The sequence below is a fragment of the Kutzneria sp. NPDC052558 genome, assembly GCF_044547355.1.
Taxonomy (GTDB): domain Bacteria; phylum Actinomycetota; class Actinomycetes; order Mycobacteriales; family Pseudonocardiaceae; genus Kutzneria.
This window is the reverse complement of the sequence record NZ_JBIUAG010000017.1, coordinates 67,625-84,360: the sequence shown is the minus strand read 5'-3', so window position 1 is coordinate 84,360 and position 16,736 is coordinate 67,625. Positions and strand designations below refer to the sequence as shown.

Annotated in this window: 16 protein-coding genes; 12 read left to right on the top strand and 4 right to left on the bottom strand. The window is 70.4% G+C overall.

Going from position 1 to position 16,736, the window contains the following annotated elements:
• The first annotated feature begins 3 nt into the window (after window positions 1–3).
• The 4 genes from efeU (at window position 4) to ACIG5F_RS28345 (ending at window position 4,030) form a co-directional block, all read left to right on the top strand.
• Window positions 4–840: an iron uptake transporter permease EfeU gene (gene efeU / locus ACIG5F_RS28360; RefSeq protein WP_396522591.1), complete on the top strand. Its 837-nt coding sequence runs from the start codon at window positions 4–6 to the stop codon at window positions 838–840.
• Window positions 837–1,991, top strand: coding sequence for an iron uptake system protein EfeO (gene efeO / locus ACIG5F_RS28355; RefSeq protein ID WP_396522589.1), 1,155 nt, complete (start codon window positions 837–839; stop codon window positions 1,989–1,991). The genes efeU and efeO overlap by 4 nt, the downstream gene beginning before the upstream one ends.
• Window positions 1,988–3,190, top strand: a complete 1,203-nt coding sequence (efeB, locus tag ACIG5F_RS28350; protein ID WP_396522587.1) for an iron uptake transporter deferrochelatase/peroxidase subunit — start codon at window positions 1,988–1,990, stop codon at window positions 3,188–3,190. Before efeO ends, efeB begins: the two co-directional genes overlap by 4 nt.
• Before the next feature lie 210 nt (window positions 3,191–3,400).
• Window positions 3,401–4,030: a DUF1707 domain-containing protein gene (locus ACIG5F_RS28345; protein WP_396522586.1), complete on the top strand. Its 630-nt coding sequence runs from the start codon at window positions 3,401–3,403 to the stop codon at window positions 4,028–4,030.
• 144 nt (window positions 4,031–4,174) lie between these two features.
• Here ACIG5F_RS28345 and ACIG5F_RS28340 read toward each other — a convergent pair whose 3' ends face one another.
• Window positions 4,175–4,450, bottom strand: coding sequence for a CU044_2847 family protein (locus ACIG5F_RS28340; RefSeq protein ID WP_396522584.1), 276 nt, complete (start codon window positions 4,448–4,450; stop codon window positions 4,175–4,177).
• Between the two features lie 145 nt (window positions 4,451–4,595).
• The gene (locus tag ACIG5F_RS28335; protein ID WP_396522582.1) at window positions 4,596–5,318 is read right to left on the bottom strand and encodes a DivIVA domain-containing protein; all 723 of its coding nucleotides are present in this window, start codon (window positions 5,316–5,318) and stop codon (window positions 4,596–4,598) included.
• Window positions 5,319–5,377: 59 nt separating this feature from the next.
• On the opposite strand from ACIG5F_RS28335, the gene deoC reads away from it, so the two are divergent.
• The 4 genes from deoC (at window position 5,378) to ACIG5F_RS28315 (ending at window position 9,269) form a co-directional block, all read left to right on the top strand.
• Window positions 5,378–6,328: a deoxyribose-phosphate aldolase gene (gene deoC, locus ACIG5F_RS28330; RefSeq protein WP_396522581.1), complete on the top strand. Its 951-nt coding sequence runs from the start codon at window positions 5,378–5,380 to the stop codon at window positions 6,326–6,328.
• Window positions 6,328–7,761, top strand: a complete 1,434-nt coding sequence (locus ACIG5F_RS28325) for an aldehyde dehydrogenase family protein (RefSeq protein WP_396522579.1) — start codon at window positions 6,328–6,330, stop codon at window positions 7,759–7,761. The genes deoC and ACIG5F_RS28325 overlap by 1 nt, the downstream gene beginning before the upstream one ends.
• Complete coding sequence (locus tag ACIG5F_RS28320; protein WP_396522577.1) at window positions 7,754–8,614, top strand: aldehyde dehydrogenase family protein; 861 nt, start codon at window positions 7,754–7,756, stop codon at window positions 8,612–8,614. Before ACIG5F_RS28325 ends, ACIG5F_RS28320 begins: the two co-directional genes overlap by 8 nt.
• Window positions 8,615–8,675: 61 nt before the next feature.
• Window positions 8,676–9,269 (top strand): Uma2 family endonuclease, encoded by a 594-nt coding sequence (locus ACIG5F_RS28315; protein ID WP_396522575.1) that lies wholly within the window; start codon window positions 8,676–8,678, stop codon window positions 9,267–9,269.
• A 7-nt stretch (window positions 9,270–9,276) separates the two neighbouring features.
• Here ACIG5F_RS28315 and ACIG5F_RS28310 read toward each other — a convergent pair whose 3' ends face one another.
• Together ACIG5F_RS28310 and ACIG5F_RS28305 are read right to left on the bottom strand one after the other, a co-directional pair.
• Window positions 9,277–10,455, bottom strand: coding sequence for a thiolase family protein (locus ACIG5F_RS28310; RefSeq protein ID WP_396522573.1), 1,179 nt, complete (start codon window positions 10,453–10,455; stop codon window positions 9,277–9,279).
• Window positions 10,456–10,568: 113 nt separating this feature from the next.
• Window positions 10,569–11,828, bottom strand: coding sequence for a hypothetical protein (locus ACIG5F_RS28305; RefSeq protein WP_396522571.1), 1,260 nt, complete (start codon window positions 11,826–11,828; stop codon window positions 10,569–10,571).
• A gap of 363 nt (window positions 11,829–12,191) precedes the next feature.
• Here ACIG5F_RS28305 and ACIG5F_RS28300 point away from each other — a divergent pair, with 363 nt between their 5' ends.
• The 4 genes from ACIG5F_RS28300 (at window position 12,192) to ACIG5F_RS28285 (ending at window position 16,607) form a co-directional block, all read left to right on the top strand.
• Complete coding sequence (locus ACIG5F_RS28300) at window positions 12,192–13,271, top strand: adenosine deaminase (RefSeq protein ID WP_396522569.1); 1,080 nt, start codon at window positions 12,192–12,194, stop codon at window positions 13,269–13,271.
• A 23-nt stretch (window positions 13,272–13,294) separates the two neighbouring features.
• Entirely contained in the window at window positions 13,295–14,683 is a 1,389-nt protein-coding gene (locus ACIG5F_RS28295) for an AAA family ATPase (RefSeq protein ID WP_396522567.1), read from the top strand.
• Window positions 14,680–15,243 carry a DUF4276 family protein gene (locus tag ACIG5F_RS28290; protein WP_396522565.1) on the top strand — a complete coding sequence of 188 codons (564 nt, stop codon included), beginning with the start codon at window positions 14,680–14,682 and terminating at the stop codon, window positions 15,241–15,243. The genes ACIG5F_RS28295 and ACIG5F_RS28290 overlap by 4 nt, the downstream gene beginning before the upstream one ends.
• A gap of 158 nt (window positions 15,244–15,401) precedes the next feature.
• Window positions 15,402–16,607 (top strand): MFS transporter, encoded by a 1,206-nt coding sequence (locus ACIG5F_RS28285; RefSeq protein ID WP_396522563.1) that lies wholly within the window; start codon window positions 15,402–15,404, stop codon window positions 16,605–16,607.
• The last annotated feature ends 129 nt before the right edge of the window (window positions 16,608–16,736 follow it).

The following is a 16,736-nucleotide window of genomic DNA, read 5'->3' as shown; positions in this document are numbered from 1 at the left end:
TTGATGCTGCCCACATTCGTGATCGGACTGCGTGAGGGCCTCGAGGCCGCGTTGATCGTCGGGATCATCGCCGCGTTCCTGGCCCAGCAGGGCCGCAAGGACGCGCTCCGCCAGGTCTGGATCGGGGTGGGCATCGCCGTCGCCCTGTGCGTCGTGATCGGTGTCGTGCTGCGCCTGGTCTCCCAGGAGCTGCCCCAGCAGGGCCAGGAGGCGCTGGAGACCGTGGTCGGCGCGCTGGCCGTGGTGATGGTCACGTACATGGTGCTCTGGATGGCTAAGCACTCCCGCGGCCTGCGCAAGGAGCTTGAGGGCGCCGCCGCCAGCGCGCTGGCCCAGGGCTCCACGGCGGCGCTGGTCGGCATGGCGTTCCTGGCCGTGATGCGCGAGGGCTTCGAGACCGCGGTGTTCCTGCTGGCGCTGACCCAGGCCAGCGGCAACGCCACGCTGTCCTTTCTGGGCGCGCTTCTGGGCATCCTGGTCGCCGCCGCCATCGGATACGGCATCTACAAGGGCGGTGTGCGGCTCAACCTGAGCCGGTTCTTCCGCATCACCGGCATCGTGCTGGTCATCGTCGCCGCCGGCCTGGTGATGTCCACGCTGCACACGGCGTTCGAGGCGCACTGGATCTCGTTCGGCCAGCAGCGGGCGCTGAACCTGTCGTGGCTGGTGGTGCAGGGCACGCCGCTGTACTCGCTGTTCAGCGGGGTGCTCGGGGTGCAGCCCTATCCGACCGTCACCGAGGTGACGGGCTGGCTGGTCTACGCGGCGCCGATGCTCGCGTACGTGTTGTGGCCGCGGACGGCCACGAAGAAGAAGCTGATTGGAGCGACCAACTCGTGAGAACCACCATCGGCCTGACCGCGATCGCGGCAGCGGCGACCCTGGCCCTCACCGCGTGCGGCGGCAGCAGCACCAGTGGGAACCCGCCGGCGAACGCCCCGGCCGGGCAGGGTGGCGACGTCACGGTGACGCTGACGGCCGACGGCTGCCAGCCCTCGCCCACGTCGATCTCCAGCGGCGCGGTCAACTTCAAGGTGTCCAACAAGGACGCGGGCGCGATCAGCGAGGCGGAGCTGCTGTCCGGCGGCCAGATGCTCGGCGAGCAGGAGAACCTCACGCCCGGCCTGGACGGCGGCTTCTCCCTGGAGCTGGCCAAGGGCGACTACCAGATCTACTGCCCGGGGGCCAAGCAGGAGAAGTGGGACTTCCACGTGACCGGCGACGCCGCCAAGTCGTGGAAGGACAACCCGACCCTGGTCACCGCGACCACCGAGTACGGCAAGTGGATCGTGGACCAGGTCAACCAGCTGGTCACCGGCACGCAGGCGTTCGCGGACGCGGTGAAGGCCGGCGACATCGCCAAGGCCGGCGTCGCCTACGGGCAGGCCCGCGTGTTCTACGAGAAGGTCGAGCCGGTGGCCGAGATCTGGGGCGACCTGGACCTCAACATCGACGGTCGGCTCGACGACTTCGACAACGCCGCCGACTTCAAGGGTTTCCACAAGATCGAGCAGGCCATCTTCGAGACCAAGAAGCTGGACGGCATGGGCCCGGTGGCCGACGAGCTGGTCAAGAACGTGACCTCGTTGCAGCAGCTGGTGACCAAGGCCGCCTACCAGCCGGCCGAGATCGCCAACGGCGCCACCGAGCTGGTCGACGAGATCCAGAAGACCAAGGTCACCGGCGAGGAGGAGCGGTACTCGCACATCGACCTGCTGGACTTCAAGGCCAACCTGGACGGCTCGATGGAGGCGTTCACCGTCCTGCTGCCGGCGCTGCAGAAGAGCGCCCCGGACCTGGCCAAGACCGTGCAGGACCGCGACGCGGCGGTGGAGGCGGCGCTCAAGCCGTACGAGCAGAGCCCTGGCTACCTCGACACCGGATATGTGGACTACTCGACTGTCAGCAAGGACCAGCAGAAGGTGTTGTCCCAGGCCGTGAACGCGTTGGGCGAGGCCATGTCCCAGGTGGCCGCCAAGGTGACCCAGTGACCTCCCGGGTCTCGCGCCGCGCCCTGTTCTCCGGCATCGGCGCGCTCGGCGTCGGCGGTCTGGTGGCCGCCGACGCCTCGGCGTCGGCGCTCAACGCCGAGAACGCGACCCCGCAGGTGGTGCCGTTCCGGGCCGACCGCCAGGCCGGCATCATCACGCCGCAGCAGGACCGGCTCACCTTCGCCGCGTTCGACGTGGTCACCAAGGACCGCAGCGAACTGGTGTCGCTGCTCAAGACGTGGACCGCCGCGGCCGAATCGATGACCAGGGGCGACCTGGTGCCGGGCGGGGAGGCCGACCTCCAGGCCCCGCCGGCCGACACCGGCGAGGCCGACGGCCTCAAACCCGGCAACCTGACCGTGACGATCGGCTTCGGCCCGTCGCTGTTCGACGACCGGTTCGGGCTGGCGTCGAAGAAGCCGGCGGCGCTGGTTGCGCTGCCCAAGCTGGTGCCGGAGCAGTTGGATCCGGCCTACACCGGCGGGGATCTGTGCGTGCAGGCGTGCGCGGACGACCCGCAGGTGACCTTCCACGCGGTGCGCAACCTGGCCCGGCTCGGGGCGGGAATCGTGGTGCTGCGGTGGATGCAGCTCGGTTTCGGCCGTACGGCGTCCACGTCGAGCGCGCAGGCCACGCCCCGCAACCTGATGGGCTTCAAGGACGGCACCCGCAACCTGCGCGCCGAGCAGACCGACCTGATCGACCAGAACGTGTGGGTCGGCGCCGAAACCGACCAGCCGTGGCTGCGCGGCGGCAGCTACCTGGTGGCGCGCCGGATCCGGATGTTCATCGAGACCTGGGACCGGGACTACCTGGCCGACCAGCAGAACGTGTTCGGCCGCTACAAGTCCAGCGGCGCGCCGCTGGGTGGGGCCCAGGAGTTCGACCCGCCCAACCTCGGCAGCACCGACATCCCCGACGACGCCCACATCCGGCTCGCCTCGCCGGAACACAACGGCGGCGTGCACCTGCTGCGGCGGGGCTACTCGTTCACCGACGGCATCGACAGCACCGGAAACCTGCTGGGCGGGCTGTTCTTCATCGCGTTCATGAAGGATCCGCAGCAGTTCGTGACCGTGCAGAAGGCGCTGGCCGGGGACGCCCTCAACGAGTACATCCAGCACATCGGCAGCGGCCTGTTCGCCTGCCCGCCCGGGGTCACGGACGGCCAGTACTGGGGCCAGTCGCTGTTCACGTAGCGTTCACGGTTGCGGCGGCGATGTTCTTGTTGTCAGGAAACGAACTCGTTGGGCGGTGCGGCATGGCTGACTCGGGATGTGTCGCGGTGCCGTGCCGGTGCTGGGTGTGCACGCTGCGGCGGCTGCGACGGCCGGCGCCGAGCCGGCCGCGGGGCGGTCCTTCCGGCAAACCCCGGGCGGGGCGCTAGCGCTGGTTCTAGGCTGCTGCGTGTGAGCGAGCAGCCTGACCCCATGTCCCTGCGGGCCTCGGACGCCGACCGTGAGCGGGTCGCGCAAGTGCTGCACAAGGCGATGTCCGAGGGCCGGCTGACCGTGAGCGAGCTCGACGAGCGGCTGGCCGGGCTGTACCAGTCCAAGACCTTCGGCGACCTGGTGCCGTTCACCCGTGACCTGCCGGACGTGCAGACCCCGATGCCGGCGGCGCCGGCCGTGACTCAACCGGGCCAGTACGCGCCGTCGATCGGCGGCTTGGTCACCTCGTCGACGTCGGTGGCCATCATGAGCCAGTCGGTGCGCAGCGGGCAGTGGGTGGTGCCGGCGTCCTACACGGCTTCGGCGTTCTGGGGCGAGGTCAAGCTGGACCTGCGGGACGCCACCTTCGAGGCGGCCGAGTGCACCATCACCGCGACCGCCGTGATGGCCGCGATCAAGATCATCGTGCCGCCGGAGCTGACCGTGCGCATCGACGGATTCGGCTTCATGGGCGAGTTCGAGCGCGCCGCCGACGGCCCGGGCGTGCCGGGCTCCCCGGTGCTGCGCATCACCGGCCTGGCCCTGATGGGCGCGGTAGAGGTCCGCCGCAAGCCCCGCAAATCCGACCGCCGCCAACTCCCCAACTGATCCCCGCGAGTCCCGCCCAGCGACATCCCGAATGGAGGTTTCAAGCACCTTCGAAAGCCACATGTGCGCCACATTCGACTCCCAGCGCCACATGTGGCAAAAACCGGGGCGGGGTGGTCGAGGCCGTGAGGGGTAGCGGCGGGGTCAGGCGGCCCAGTTGGCGGTGATCGTGCAGCGGGCCTCCGAGGACGTCCCGCCGGTGACCGTGAACCCGAACTGGATGGTCACGTCGGTGGGCGGCTCGGCGCCGTTGCGCAGGTTGGCCAGCGCCGCCTGCAATGTCGGCCGGACCTTCTCCAGCGCCTCGCGCAGCGCCCCGCCGGCCTCGGTCACCAGCGAGCCGGAGCGGTCGAGACCGCCCTCCACCTCGACCAGCACGTTGTTGCCGTCGTCCAGCGTCAAAGCCACCACGTTCACCATGACGACTCCTGGAGTTGTCCCAGCGTTCGGCCAAGGTTAGATCCACTGCCCCCGGGCAGGCGGGTGAAACACCCGTGCTGTCCCGCCAACGAGGGACACCCTCGCCCTGAATCGCGCATTCGGCATGTCGCTGAGCGGGGGTTCATCAGACGGCTTGGGGGTGTTCGGCGGCGGAGAGCTGGATCTCGACGAGGTCGAGGAAGGCGTCCACCTCGTCCTGGTCGTAGCCCTCGCCTTCGATCAGCGCCTCCCCGAAGGTGGCCTCGCGGACCTGGGCGGCGGTGAGCCGGCCGCGGCCGCGCAGGGTGGCCTCGACCTTGTCCAGAAAGTGGTCGACCTCGTCCTCGTCGTAGCCGCGGGTGCCGGCGGCGGCGGTGTGGAAGCCGACGGTGACGATGTCGTCGGCGGTGAGGGTGCGCGGCCGGCCGCCTAGTCGTTCCAGCACCTTGGCCACGATCAGCAGGAACGCGTCGACGCCGTCCTCGTTGTAGCCGTCGGCGTCGGCGGCGGCCCGGCTGAACCGGACGGCCCGGACCTCGTCGACGGTGAGCCGGTCGGTGCCGTGCAGCGCGCCGACGACCCGGTCCAGGAAGGCGTCGACCTCGTCGATGTCGTAGCCGCAGCCCAGCGCCTCGGCCGCCAGCGCCAGGAACTGGTCGACCTCGTGGTCGAAGTAGCCCTCCTCGCCGGCCGGCGGCTTGTGGAACTTGACCTTGTTGACGTCCTGGCCGGTGAGTTTGTCCCGGCCGCGCATCGTCGCCTCGATGCGGTCGACGAAGTCGTCCACCTCGCCCGGGTGGTAGGCCCGTCGCCCCGGCGGCGGCGGGTTGAACACGACGTCACGCACCTCTTCGGGGGTCAATGTCACGGCGGCCTCCTCACGTCATAGGGGACATACGCACGCAAGGGCCACTTAGACTCGATCCCATGTCAGCCCCTTCTACGACAGAGTTGTCGGAGGTCACGCGCGACGACGCGTCCCTGCGGCGCTTCCTGCACGGACTGCCCGGGGTCGACCAGGTCGGCGTGGAACAGCGCGCGGCCGGCCTCGGCACGCGGAGCATCAAGAAGGCCGCCAAACTGTGGGCCATCGACACCGCGATCTCCATGGTCGACCTGACCACGCTGGAGGGCGCCGACACGCCCGGCAAGGTCCGCACCCTGGCCGCCAAGGCCCGCAGGCCCGATCCCGAGTACGCGGACGTGCCGCACGTCGGCGCGGTCTGCGTCTACCCGGACATGGTGGCGACCGCCGTGGCCGGCGTCGGCGACAGCGGGGTCGGCGTGGCCAGCGTCGCGACGGCCTTCCCGTCCGGCCGGTCCAACCGCGCGGTCAAGCTGGCCGACACCGCGCTGGCCGTCGACGCCGGCGCCACCGAGATCGACATGGTGATCGACCGCGGCGCGTTCCTGTCCGGCCGCTACGGCCAGGTGTACGAGGAGATCGTCGCGATCAAGCAGGCCTGCGGCAGCGCCCACCTCAAGGTGATCCTGGAGACCGGCGAGCTCGCCACGTACGACAACGTGCGCCGGGCGTCCTGGCTCGCGCTGCTGGCCGGCGGCGACTTCATCAAGACCTCGACCGGCAAGGTCTCCCCCGCCGCGACGCTGCCGGTCACGCACGTGATGTTGCAGGCCGTCCGCGACTGGCACGAGCGCACCGGCGAGCTGCGCGGCGTGAAGCCCGCGGGCGGCATCCGCACCACCAAGGACGCGATCCGCTACCTGGTCGCGGTGCACGAGGTCGCCGGGGAGCAGTGGCTGACCCCGAAGCTGTTCCGTTTCGGCGCGTCCAGCCTGCTCAACGACCTGTTGATGCAGCGACGCACCCAGCTGGAGGGCCACTACAGCGGCCCGGACTACGTGACGGTGGACTGATGAGTAACTGGGAGTACGCGCCCGCGCCCGAGTCGCGGGACATCGCGAACCTGAAGCCGGCCTACCGCATGTTCGTCGACGGCAAGTTCGTCGAGGGCTCGGGCGAGCCGCTCAAGACGGTCAACCCGGCCACCGAGGAGGTGCTGGCCGAGGTCAGCACCGCGTCGCCGGCCGACGTGGACACCGCGGTCAAGGCCGCGCGCCGGGCCCACGAGCGGGTGTGGGGCAAGATGCCCGGGGCCGAGCGGGCCAAGTACATCTTCCGGGTGGCCCGGCTGATCCAGGAGCGCGCGCGGGAGCTCGCGGTGCTGGAGAGCCTGGACAACGGCAAGCCGATCAAGGAGTCGCGCGACGTCGACGTGCCGACGGCCGCCGCGCACTTCTTCTACCACGCGGGCTGGGCCGACAAGCTCGGCTACGCCGGCTTCGGGCCCGACCCGCGGCCGCTGGGCGTGGCCGGCCAGGTCATCCCGTGGAACTTCCCGCTGCTGATGGCGGCCTGGAAGATCGCGCCCGCGCTGGCCTGCGGCAACACCGTGGTGCTCAAGCCGGCCGAGACGACGCCGCTGACCGCGCTGGTGCTGGCCGAGATCTGCCAGCAGGCCGAACTGCCGCCGGGCGTGGTCAACATCCTGCCCGGGGCCGGCGACGTCGGCTCGGAGCTGGTCAACCACGCCGGCATCGACAAGGTCGCGTTCACCGGGTCCACCGAGGTCGGCAAGCTGATCCAGCGCTCGCTGGCCGGCACCGGCAAGAAGCTCACCCTGGAGCTGGGCGGCAAGGCCGCCAACATCGTGTTCGACGACGCGCCGCTGGACCAGGCCGTCGAGGGCATCGTGAACGGCATCTTCTTCAACCAGGGGCACGTCTGCTGTGCCGGCTCGCGGCTGCTCGTGCAGGAGTCGATCGCCGACGAGCTGCTGGAGAAGCTGCGCTACCGGGTGTCGACGCTGCGCGTGGGCGACTCGCTGGACAAGAACACCGACGTCGGCGCGATCAACTCACGGGCCCAGCTGGAGAGGATCCAGGAGCTGGCCGCGGCCGGCGACGCCGAGGGCGCGCAGCGCTGGACCAGCCCCGCGCCGGTGCCGGAGAAGGGCTTCTTCTTCGCCCCCACGGTGTTCTCCGACGTGCAGCAGTCGATGCGGATCGCCCGGGAGGAGATCTTCGGGCCGGTGCTGTCGGTGCTGACCTTCCGCACCCCGGACGAGGCCGTGGCCAAGGCCAACAACACGCCGTACGGGCTGTCCGCCGGCATCTGGACCGAGAAGGGCTCGCGCATCCTGTGGGCGGCGCAGCGCATGCGGGCCGGCGTGGTGTGGGCCAACACGTTCAACCGTTTCGACCCGACCGCGCCGTTCGGCGGCTACCAGGAGTCGGGCTTCGGCCGCGAGGGCGGCCGCGCCGGGCTGGAGGCGTACCTCGATGTCTGACCGCATTTCCGTCGCCAAGACGTACAAGCTCTACATCGGCGGCGCGTTCCCGCGCTCCGAGTCCGGCCGGTCCTATCCGGTGAGCGACTCGCGGGGCGGCTTCCTGGCCAACGCCGCGCAGGGCTCGCGCAAGGACGCCCGGGACGCCGTGGCCGCCGCCCGCAAGGCCTTCCCCGGCTGGTCCGGCGCGACTGCCTACAACCGGGGCCAGGTGCTGTACCGGGTCGCCGAGCTGTTGGAGGGCCGGCGCGAGCAGTTCGTCGCCGAGGTCTCGGCCAGCGAGGGCACCAAGCGGGGCGAGGCGATCGTGGACGCCGCCATCGACCGCTGGGTCTGGTACGCCGGCTGGACCGACAAGATCGCCAGCGTCTTCGGCGCGTCCAATCCCGTCGCCGGGCCGTACTTCTCGTTCAGCGTGCCCGAGCCCACCGGCGTCGTCGCCGTGCTCGCCCCGCAGGCGTCGTCCCTGCTCGGCCTGGTCAGCGTGGTCGCGCCGGTGATCGCCACCGGCAGCACCTGCGTGGTCGTGGCCAGCCAGGAGCGGCCGCTGCCGGCGATCACCCTGTCCGAGGTGCTCGCCACCTCCGACGTCCCCGGTGGCGTGGTCAACGTGCTCACCGGCCGCACCGCCGAGATCGCCCCCTGGCTCGCCGCCCACGCCGACGTCAACGCCCTCGACCTCACCGGCGCCCCCGACGCCGTCAAGGCCGACCTGGAGCGCGCCGCCGCCGGCACCGTCAAGCGCCTCGTCCGCTCCGGCCGCGGCGAGCCGGACTGGGTGCGGGAACCCGACGTCAGCCGCATGCGCGCCGTGCTGGAAACGAAGACCGTCTGGCACCCGATGGGGGTATGAGTGACCGCGGTTCAAGGGGGGATAGAGGTGACGCCCCCCTTGAACCGCGAATACTGGAGCAATGACGGTCGGAGTTCAGTGGCCATACGTGCCGCCGGACGGGTGGAGAGCAGCTGATCTCGATCAGCTGAGCCCGGACGGCCCCGATGGCATGTTCGATGCGCTCAAGCACATCGAGCTGATCGACGGAGAACTCATCGTCATGAGTCCGCGGACCGAGTTCCACCAACGAGTGATCATCGGTCTGTGGTTCGAGCTGAAACGCCAGGTTCCGGCCGAGTTCACCGCGACCACGGAGATGGACATCATCCTCGGGGAGCGGCAGCGCCCCTGTCCGGATGTCTCCATCGTGTCTGCCGCTGCTGCCGCCCAGGTGAGCCGCACCTACTACGTGCCGGAAGATGTGCTGCTGGTCGTCGAGGTGGTCTCCAAGTCCTCGGAGATCCGGGACCGGGAGACCAAGCCTCGAAGGTATGCGGAGGCCGGCATTCGTCACTTCTGGCGTGTCGAGAACGACGGCGGCCGACCGGTGGCCTACGTCTACGAGCTCGATCCCGCCACTCGCACCTACTCGTTGACCGGGATCTTCCACGACCGGCTGAAGACGACGGTGCCGTTCGCCATCGACATCGCGCTGACCGACCTGACGCGCTGACGCCCGGTCACAGCCGTTCGATGATGGTGGCGTTGGCCAGGCCGCCGGCCTCGCACATGGTCTGCAGGCCGTAGCGGCCGCCGGTCTGCTCCAGGACACCGAGCAGGGTGGTCATCAGCCGGGCGCCGCTGGCGCCGAGGGGGTGGCCGATGGCGGTGGCGCCGCCGTTGACGTTGACCTTGGCCAGGTCGGCGCCGGTCTCGGCCTGCCAGGCCAGCACGACGCTGGCGAAGGCCTCGTTGACCTCGAAGGCGTCGATGTCGGCGAGGGTGAGGCCGGCCCGGTCCAGCACCTTGCGGGTGGCCGGGATGACGCCGGTGAGCATGTAGAGCGGGTCGTCGCCGACGACGGCGAAGGAGTGCAGCCGGGCCCGGGGCCGCAGGCCGAGCCGCGCGGCGGTCTCGCTGCTGGTGATCAGGACGGCGGCGGAGCCGTCGTTGATCGGGCTGGAGTTGCCGGCGGTGACGCGCCAGTCCAGGTCGGGGAAGCGCTGCTGCCAGAACTCGGACTTGAAGGCGGGCCGCAGTCCGGCCAGCACCTCGGGGGTGGTGGTGGGGCGGATGGTCTCGTCCCAGTTGACCTCGGCGGCGTCCACCTTGACCGGCGCGACCTCGGCGGCGAACCGGCCGTCGGCCCAGGCGGAGGCGGCCCGGCGGTGGCTCTCGGCGGCGAAGGCGTCGAGCCGCTCCCGGGACAGGTTCCAGCGCTGGGCGATCAGCTCGGCGCTGATGCCCTGCGGCGCCAGCCCCTCAGGGTAGCGGGCGGCGACACCGGGGCCGAGGAAGTCCTGGCCGGCGGCCTGGCTGCCGATCGGGATCCGGCTCATGGACTCGATGCCCGACGCGATCACCACGTCGTACGCGCCGGCGATGACGCCCTGGGCGGCGAAGTGGATGGCCTGCTGGCTGCTGCCGCACTGCCGGTCGACGGTGACCGCCGGCACCGACTCGGGCAGCCCGGCCGACAGCGCGGCCCAGCGGGCGGTGTTGCCGCTCTGCTCCCCGATCTGGCCGACCGCCCCGCTGATCACGTCGTCGACCACGGCCGGGTCGATGCCGGTGCGCTCGATCAGCGACCGGATGGCGTGCGCGTGCAGGTCGACGGGATGGACCCCGGACAGCGCCCCGCCCGGCTTGCCCTTGCCGATCGGTGTCCGCACGGCGTCGACGATGACGGCGTCCCTCATGGTTCCTCCTCAGCACGGGACCTACCTGCTGAGTTGGATTTTACGACTCAGTAACGAGAAAGAAGGAGCCCGAGGTGAGCGGAGTCACCTCGGGCCCGTTCTAGCGCACGGGATCAGGCGCCTTCGGCGGCCAGGTCGATGCCGTCGAGGTCCACCTTGTCGCCCTTGCCGGCGATGGCGTTCTTCGGAGCCCGGGCCCGGCGCTGCGGCCGCGGCAGGGCGGTGGGCGGCGGGGGCGGGGTGGGCGCGCCGCCGCCGAGGATGAGCTCGGCGAAGGTGGCCATGGCCTCGTCCAGCTGACTGGCGTTGCGGCGCTCGGACTCCTCGTTGGCCCCACGGACCAGGGAGACCAGGCGGTCGGCGTCGGGACGGGCGGACAGGGTGCCGTGCACGTCCTGCAGGCCGCTGGAGACGGTGCCGGCCAGGTCGCCGATGCGCTCGCCGGTGGCGGCGCCGACGGCGTCGACCCGGGTGTCGATCTCGTCGAGCCGGGTGGAGACCTGCTCCAGGCGACGGGCCAGGGCCTCGAGGCGGTCGGTCGGGTCCACGGCCGGGCGGGACATGAGGTCGTCCAGCTTGGCGTGCACCGAGTCGTGGGTGGCGCTGATCCGGTCGTTGACCGTGCCGTGCACCTCGGCCAGCTTGCTCTCCAGCGCGATGCGGGAGTCGTTCAGGCTGCTCTCCAGCGCGGCGCGCGAGTCGCCCAGCTTGCTCTCGAACGAGGCGCGGGTGTCGCCGAGGCCCGCGCGAATGCCGTCGCCGGTCTCGGCGACGGAGCGCTGCAGGGCCTCCTTGGTGCCGTCGAGGTGCTCGTGCACGCCCTCGTCGACCTCGTCGATACGGCTGCGCAGGGCGGTCTCCAGCGCCTCGAGGCGCTCGCGGATCGGGGCGTGCAGCACACCGGGCAGGGCGTCGGCCTTGCCGTCCTGCTTGTCCAGGTGGCCGTCGACGTCGTCGAGGCGCTTGTGGATGTGGGTCAGCTTGTCCTCGAGGCCGTCCATCCGGCCGGCGACGCCCTCGAAGCGGCCGCCGACGCCGTCCAGCCGGCCGTCCAGCTGCGCGAACGGCTTGGCCAGCTTGTCGACCACACCCTCCAGCGCGCGGCCCAGCTCGGAGATGGCGCCGTCCTGCGCCTCCAGCTTGGCCAGCGCCTCGTCGAGACGCTCGGCCAGCACGCTGACCTCGGTGCGGTCCGGCAGCTCCGACAGGCGCTTGCGAACGGAACCCAGCGACTCGAGCGGGGACATCCGCGCGTGGATCTCGTCGAGCGCGTCGAAGATCTGCTGCTGTTCGCTCTCACGGATCTCCGCGGCGCGCGTCAGCATGTTGCGCATCCGATCGAAGGACATCGTGGAGTTGTTGTTCTCGTTCACGGCTGGCGCCTTCGTCCATGGGGATGGGGAGACTCAGCGACTCTAGCCAGCTACTCACGGCGACACGAACCGGCCCCACGGATCTTGACGCAGCCGTGCCCTGATTTGCGTCGTTCGGAGCACGCCGAGAGCCGCGTGGGACTGAGTCGATCTTCATCTAGTTGCCGACTGAAACCAAAGATCCCCTGTTTGAGTGATGCTCTACCCCGACGTGGTGGCACACCGTGGTCGAGATACCACCCGACAGCGGAGACCGCCATACGAGCGGGTGCACTTCACCGACACGGCTAACACCGTTCATGATCATACCGCCCCACGATCGCGCGGGCGAGGAACGCGCCACGGTGCGGGTACCGTGTCGCAATGCCCACGCCGATGACCCCCGAGGCGATCCGCCGCGCCCCCAAGGTGCTCCTGCACGACCACCTGGACGGCGGGTTGCGGCCCCAGACCGTGATCGAACTGGCCGACACGATCGGCTACACCGATCTGCCCACCACCGAGCCCGAAGCCCTCGGCTCCTGGTTCAGAGACGCCGCCGACTCCGGCTCGCTGGTCCGGTACCTGGAGACCTTCGCCCACACCTGCGGAGTGATGCAGTCCGAGCAGGCCCTGGTGCGGGTGGCCGCCGAGGCGGCCGAGGACCTGGCCGCCGACGGCGTCGTCTACGCCGAGGTGCGCTACGCCCCCGAGCTGTTCCTGCCCAGCGGCCTGTCCCTTGAGCAGATCGTGGAGGCCGTGCAGGAGGGCTTCCGCCAGGGCGAGCGCACCACCGGCAACAAGATCCGGATCGGCACCCTGCTGTGCGCGATGCGGCAGAACGAGGGCTGGCAGCGCATCGCCGAGCTGGCCGTGCGCTACCGCGACGCCGCCGTGGTCGGCTTCGACATCGCCGGGCCCGAGGCCGGCTTCCCGCCCACCCGCGGCCTGGACGCCTTCGAGTACCTGCGCCAGCAGAACGCCCACTTCACCATCCACGCCGGCGAGGCGTTCGGGCTGCCGTCGATCTGGGAGGCCATCCAGCACTGCGGCACCGACCGGCTGGGCCACGGCGTGCGCATCGTCGACGACATCACCCAGGACGCCGACGGCTCCGTCCACATCGGACGCCTGGCCGGCTTCGTCCGGGACAAGCGCATCCCGCTGGAGATGTGCCCGTCCTCCAACGTGCAGACCGGCGCGGCCAAGTCCATCGCCGAGCACCCCATCGGCCTGCTCACCGAGCTCCGGTTCCGAGTGACCGTCAACACCGACAACCGCCTCATGAGCGGCTGCACCATGACCAGCGAGTTCGCCGCCCTGCACGAGGCCTTCGGCTACGGCTGGTCGGACATGCAGTGGTTCACCGTCAACGCCATGAAGTCCGCCTTCATCGGCTTCGACGAGCGGCTGGCCCTGATCAACGAGGTGATCAAGCCCGGCTACGCCGACCTGATGGCCTGAGCGCGCGAAGGTAGCGTGAGCCCATGTTGACCCGCCTCGAGGTCCACGGCTTCAAGAACCTGGTGGACGTGCAGGTCGAGTTCGGCGCGTTCACCTGCATCGCCGGGGCCAACGGCGTCGGCAAGTCGAACGTCTTCGACGCGATCGAGTTCCTCTCGCACCTCGCCTCGGAGCCGTTGGCCGACGCCGCGAGGCGGGTCCGGGGGCCCTCGGGCGAGCGCGGCGGCGATCCCCGGGACCTGTTCTGGGACGGCTACCGCGACCACGGGCGCGCTATGCGGTTCGCCGTGGAGATGCTTGTGCCCAGCGATGTCCTCGATGACCTGGGCGAGAGCGCCGCCGCAACGTGGACCTTCCTGCGCTATGAACTGGAACTGGGCTACCTGAGGCCGAGCGCAGGCGGACGTGGAGAACTGTTGCTCACCAAGGAAGACCTACTCCGGGCGGATCATGTCGACCGGTTGGGACTCTGGTCGGCGGAACAGTTCATGAATTCAGTCCTGCATGGCAGGCCCAGCCGAGACCCCCTGCTGTCGACACACCATGTGGATGAGTCCAACCTTGCCTACTCGAAGGCAGATGTGGGCAGCCGCGGCCGGTTTCCAAGGGCGGCGGTTCGAACAGCTCGAACCGTGTTGAGCAGTATCTCGTCAGGCGACGAGCCAACGCTGCTGGCCGCACGGCGGGAGATGCAGAGCTGGCGCCGGCTGGCTCTGGAGCCTTCGGCACTGCGCGCGCCCGACAGCTTCTCCGAGCCCCGAGAGCTGGGTGTTGACGGCCGTCACCTCGCGGCCACCCTCCACCGGATCGCCAACGACGGCGACCCCGACGCCGCCTACGCCCGGATCGCCGACCGACTTTCCGACCTCGCCGGCGTCGACGTCGACGAGATCGGCGTGGATCCGGACGAGGCCAGGGAGGTCTTCACACTGTTCCTGACCGAGCGGTCCGGCCTCCGTCTGCCGGCGCGGGCGCTGTCGGAAGGCACGCTGCGCTTTCTGGCGCTGTGCGTGCTGCTCGAAGACCCGACGGTCACCGGCCTGCTGTGCATGGAGGAGCCCGAGAACGGGATCCATCCGGCGAACCTGCCGGCCATGGTCAACCTGGTTCGAGAACTGGCCGTCGACACGTCACGACCACCCGGCGACGACAACCCCTTCCGTCAGGTGATCGTGAACACCCATTCCCCGACGGTCGTGCAGCTGTGCGGCCCCGACGAGCTGTTGTTCGCGGAGCGGATCCGGCAGCAGGCGCCGGACGGCACGGCGACCACGGGTCTCGCGCTCACTCCGTTCCAAGGGACCCGGCGGGCCTGGCCCGGCGAAGCGGCGGCGACGCTGGCCGACCTCGTTCCCTACTTGGCTGCTCCCCCAGACGCGCACCTTCAGCTACCGACGGACCTGACCCTATGACGCTGCATGCCGGACTCTTCGTGGCGGAGGGCTCGTCGGACGCGCCCTTGGCCGGATTGGTCACGGATCTGTTCGCGGAACACGGCGTCCGGGTCAGGCTCCAGGAACCCGACTTCACCTGGCTCAAGCTCGCGAAGGACGTGCGGTCGAAGGTCCGCGCCGGGATCGAGTTGGCCAAGACCGATTTCGATGTCGTCGTGGTGCACCGAGACGCCGACAATGCCGGCCCTGACTCGCGGGTGCAGGAGATCAGCCGGGCCGTGGCCGCCGAGGCCGGAGCCGCCCAGGTCGTGCCGGTGGTGCCGGTCCGCATGACCGAAGCGTGGTTGCTGCTGGACGAGGCGGCGATCCGGCGTGTGGCCGGCAATCCGAACGGACGGATCGGGCTGAAGTTGCCGAAGGCGCACGAGGTGGAGTCCGTCGCCGACCCCAAGCATGTGCTCAGGCAGTGCTTGCTCACGGCGGCCGAATGCACCGGTCGGCGTCGCGAGCAGTTGCCCGGCGCTTCGATGAGCATCGTCGCAACCTGCTTCAACGGCTCGATCCGCAAGGGCCGGTGACGAAATTGTCCAGTTGGCAAAGTCTGGTCGACGCCGTGGCGGCGGCCGCCGACCTGATGGCCTGAGTTTCAGCATCCGGGAATTTGTTGCTGTTGTTGAACTATCCCCGCTAGCGTCCAGCATGTAGGCAGTGATGTCCACATGGCGGGAGGCGGTCGGTGGCCGAGAATCCGCGGCGGTGGCTGATCCTGGCGCTGGGGCTGTCGGCGCAGGCGTCGGCCAGCACCTTTGTGTACGGACTGCCGTTCCTCGTGCCGTACATCCGGGCGGCGGAGGGGTTGTCGCTGGCGCAGGTGGGCGTGATGGTGTCGGCGCCGACGGTGGGCCTGCTGCTGACGTTGATCGCCTGGGGTGCGGCGGCGGACCGGTACGGGGAGCGGGTGGTGATGGCGCTCGGGCTGGGGGCCGCCGGCCTGGTGCTGGCGGCCGGCAGCCTGGCGACCCGAAGTGTCCCGACGCTGGAGGTGCTGCTGCTGGTCGCGGGCGCGGGCAGCGCGTCGGTGAACGCGGCGAGCGGCCGGGTGGTGATGGGCTGGTTCGGGCCGAGGGAACGCGGCCTGGCCATGGGCATCCGGCAGACCGCGCAGCCGGTGGGCGTGGCCATCGCGGCGTTGACGCTGCCGTTTCTGGGACAGGCCCTGGGATACCGCCTGGCGCTGCTGTTCCCGGCCGCGCTCTGCGTCCTGCTGGCGGTGCTGGTGGCGGTCCTCGTGCAGGATCCGCCCCGGCCGCCACGCAAGGAGACGGAACGGACCCGCTCGCCGTACCTGGGGTCGTGGGCGCTGTGGCGTCTGCACGGCGCGAGCTCGCTGCTGGTGGTGCCGCAGTTCGTGATCTCGGCGTTCAGCCTGGAGTACCTGGTCAGCGCCCAGCACTGGACGCCTGGCGGCGCGGGGGTGTTCCTGGGAGTGGTTCAGGGCGCCGGCGCGGTGGGCCGCATCGTGACCGGCAAGTGGGCCGACCTGGTCGGCAGTCGCCTGAAGCCGATGCGGCAGCTCGCGGTGGCCAGCATGCTGGTGATGCTGCTGCTGGCTCTCGGGGACCGGATCGCGCCGTGGCTCGCGGTCGCGGTCATCGCGATCGGCGCGGTGGTCACGGTGGCGGACAACGGCCTGGGCTTCACCGCGACCGCCGAACTGGCCGGCACCGCGTGGTCGGGCCGGGCGCTGGGTGCGCAGAACACGGCCCAGAACATCGCCGCCGCGCTCACTCCCCCGCTGCTCGGCGCGGTCGTCGGCGGCTACGGCTACGCCGTCGCCTTCGTGGTCGGCGCGCTGTTCCCCCTGCTGGCCATCTTCGCCACCCCCGTGAAGGCCGAGGACATCCACCGCGACGCAACACAACTCGCGACCCGCAACAAATAGTGTGGAAGGGGGGGGGGGGGGGGCCCCGCGGGGGGGGGGGGGGCCCCCCCCCCCACCCCCCCCCCCCCCCGCCGCGGCGGGGGGGGGGGGGGGGGGGGGGGGGGGGGCGCGCCCGCCGGGCCCCCCCAC

Bases quoted from the DNA above. Each gene is read 5' to 3' on its own strand.
- efeU (WP_396522591.1), top strand. From the start codon at position 4: ATGCTGCCCACATTCGTGATCGGACTGCGTGAGGGCCTCGAGGCCGCG.
- ACIG5F_RS28340 (WP_396522584.1), bottom strand. From the start codon at position 4,450: ATGGTGAACGTGGTGGCTTTGACGCTGGACGACGGCAACAACGTGCTG.
- deoC (WP_396522581.1), top strand. From the start codon at position 5,378: ATGTCAGCCCCTTCTACGACAGAGTTGTCGGAGGTCACGCGCGACGAC.
- ACIG5F_RS28325 (WP_396522579.1), top strand. From the start codon at position 6,328: ATGAGTAACTGGGAGTACGCGCCCGCGCCCGAGTCGCGGGACATCGCG.
- ACIG5F_RS28320 (WP_396522577.1), top strand. From the start codon at position 7,754: ATGTCTGACCGCATTTCCGTCGCCAAGACGTACAAGCTCTACATCGGC.
- ACIG5F_RS28315 (WP_396522575.1), top strand. From the start codon at position 8,676: ATGACGGTCGGAGTTCAGTGGCCATACGTGCCGCCGGACGGGTGGAGA.
- ACIG5F_RS28310 (WP_396522573.1), bottom strand. From the start codon at position 10,455: ATGAGGGACGCCGTCATCGTCGACGCCGTGCGGACACCGATCGGCAAG.
- ACIG5F_RS28300 (WP_396522569.1), top strand. From the start codon at position 12,192: ATGCCCACGCCGATGACCCCCGAGGCGATCCGCCGCGCCCCCAAGGTG.
- ACIG5F_RS28295 (WP_396522567.1), top strand. From the start codon at position 13,295: ATGTTGACCCGCCTCGAGGTCCACGGCTTCAAGAACCTGGTGGACGTG.
- ACIG5F_RS28290 (WP_396522565.1), top strand. From the start codon at position 14,680: ATGACGCTGCATGCCGGACTCTTCGTGGCGGAGGGCTCGTCGGACGCG.